Raw genomic sequence first — 2,568 nt, forward strand, 5'->3', positions numbered from 1 at the left:
AAGAAAAATTGCACTACCCATCACCTCTGGCGGAGTGCTTCAGAAAATGAATTAATTATTGCGTATAGAGCAATAGAAGGAAAAATTGCACCACCCATCACCTCTGGCAGGGTGCTTCAGAAAATGAATTAATTATTGCGTATAGAGCAATAGAAGGAATTTTTCACTACTCATCACCTCTGGCGGAGTGCTTCAGAAAATGTATTGACGATTGCGTATAGAGCAATAGAAGGAAAAATTGCACTACCCATCACCTCTGGCGGAGTGCTTCAGAAAATGTATTGACTATTGCGTATAGAGCAATAGAAGGAAAAATTGCACCACCCATCACCTCTGGCAGGGTGCTTAAGAAAATGAATTAATTATTGCTCCCGACGCAATAGAAGGAAAAATTGCACTACTCATCACCTCTGGCAGGGTGCTTAAGAAAATAAATTAACTCTTACTCTAAACTTTGAGCTGTGTCAGTCTAAGCTTAGACGCATTGAAATTGCATATCCTAAAAACAGGACAAAAGTCCCATTACCCTCTCCCCATCTCCGTGTCTCCGCGTTTCCGCATCAATCAAAACTAGCAAGTTAGATGCGTACAAACTTACTACTGGACTACTCAGAGATTACTTTTAACTTTTCAAACCTTTATATAATCTCAATTATTCCAGTACCCATCCCCCCGGTAGGGAATGCTACACTAACACCAGAGTGGAATTACCCGCTATTACTCTTGCACAGAAATTAATAATCATATACCAATTCACTTGAAGGATGTCACAAATAGTTTCAAGCTTTAAATTTCAAATAATTGCCTGAAACTGTTGTATTGTCCAAGTTTTTAGTCTATCAAATCTAACTTCTGACTTCTGACTTCCGTTACGGACAAGTTTAACAAAAATGTTTGATTGTTTTCCAGTCAAATTTGAATCAAATTTGTCCTTAAAAAAAGTATTTTTATACTTGTTCAAAAAGCAAGTATAGACTGGTAAATTATTTCTGTTGCACCTTCTTTTATCAAGTTAATTAATCAACATAACTAGAGGAGCAAAACGTGGTTACAACTCCAGAAAAAATTCAAAACCCAACAAATTCTGCATCTCCCAGTCAAGACAGAGTAGCAGTCTTATTAATGGGATATGGCGAAGTAGAAAGTTATGAAGATTTTGCCAATTATAACGAACAAGCATTAAACTTACTCACTGCAAAATTTGCTCCAGTTCCTACCTGGATATATCCCCCTTTAGCAAAATTATTAGCTGTGTTTGACTTACATGAATGGAGTCATCAACATGGCAACTTCATCTCACCTCATAACGCTATTTTTGAAAGTCAACGAGCAGGAATTGAAAAAAATCTCCAAGTAAAATGGGGCGATAAGATCAAAGTTTTTAAAGCTTTTAACTTTTGCGCTCCCCACTTACCAGAACAAGTATTAACACAAATTAAATCAGAAGGATTTGACAAATTATTGATTTATCCTTTATTAGTAGTTGACTCTATTTTCACCAGTGGAATAGCCGTCGAACAAGTTAATAAAGCATTAGTAAAATTAGCAGATAAAACCGAAAATTGGGTTAAAGGTCAACGTTATATTCCTTCCTTTTATAACGAACCAGACTATATTGATTTAATGGCAAAAATGGTAGAAGAAGAAATTGCTAATGACTTAGCAGTTGCTCATTTACCATCTCAAATTGGCATTGTTTTAACAAATCATGGTTGCCCCCACGAAGCTAAAGGTTTTACTTCTGGAATTGATGAAAGTCAGGCACTTTATGAGTTAGTAAGAGAACGTTTAATTAATCGTTTTCCTTTAATTTCTGTAGGTTGGTTAAACCACGATACTCCACTCATTGACTGGACTCAACCAGATGGTAAAACTGCAGCAAAAAACCTCATAGAATTAGGTGCAACATCTATCATATTTATGCCTATTGGTTTTGCCACAGAAAACCATGAAACATTATTAGATGTAGAGCATATTATTGAAGGTTTGCGTCGGAAACATCCAGAAGTAACTTATCGTCAAATGCCTTGTGTAAATGACCGCCCAGAATTTTTGCAGATGGCTGCCGAGTGGGCTAACCTTTATATTGAGGAATTATTGAGTGAAAATGCTTTAGCTGTTAATCCTTCTTTAGCAATAGCACAAGCAAACTCAACTCATAGCCATAGTCACCATGGTGAGCATGGACATTCTCACGAACATCATCATCATCACGACCACCATCACCACCATCATCATTAGAAAGGAGTCAGGAGTCAGAATTGAATTTTTGACAACTGATGGAAGTAATGGTGTAGTGAAGTGACACCCCTAAAATGTTGGAATAGTAGGGCGGGTTAATCTGAATAATTTAACATGATTAACTTAACATGAGACCCGCCCTCACTCCTAATATCAAATATGGTTGAATAGTTATTATGTAGTTGGGGGTGGGGAGTAAGGGAGTAGGGGAGTAGGGGAGATTGAAGTAATTATAGAATTATCAAGATATAGTTACTAAATCTATAGAAAAGTATTCCTAGACAAGTGTTTTAATTAAGTGTTACCTTAACGGGGTGAACTACAACA

General features: G+C 36.6%; 1 protein-coding gene. It reads left to right on the forward strand.

The window, feature by feature from the left end:
* Positions 1–1,044: 1,044 nt before the first annotated feature.
* A complete protein-coding gene (locus ACP6PK_RS29015) occupies positions 1,045–2,241 on the forward strand; it encodes a ferrochelatase (RefSeq protein WP_426564905.1) in 1,197 nt (398 codons plus the stop codon).
* The last annotated feature ends 327 nt before the right edge of the window (positions 2,242–2,568 follow it).

Source organism: Dapis hubbardiae BLCC-M172 (assembly GCF_050016015.1).
Classification (GTDB): domain Bacteria; phylum Cyanobacteriota; class Cyanobacteriia; order Cyanobacteriales; family Microcoleaceae; genus Trichodesmium.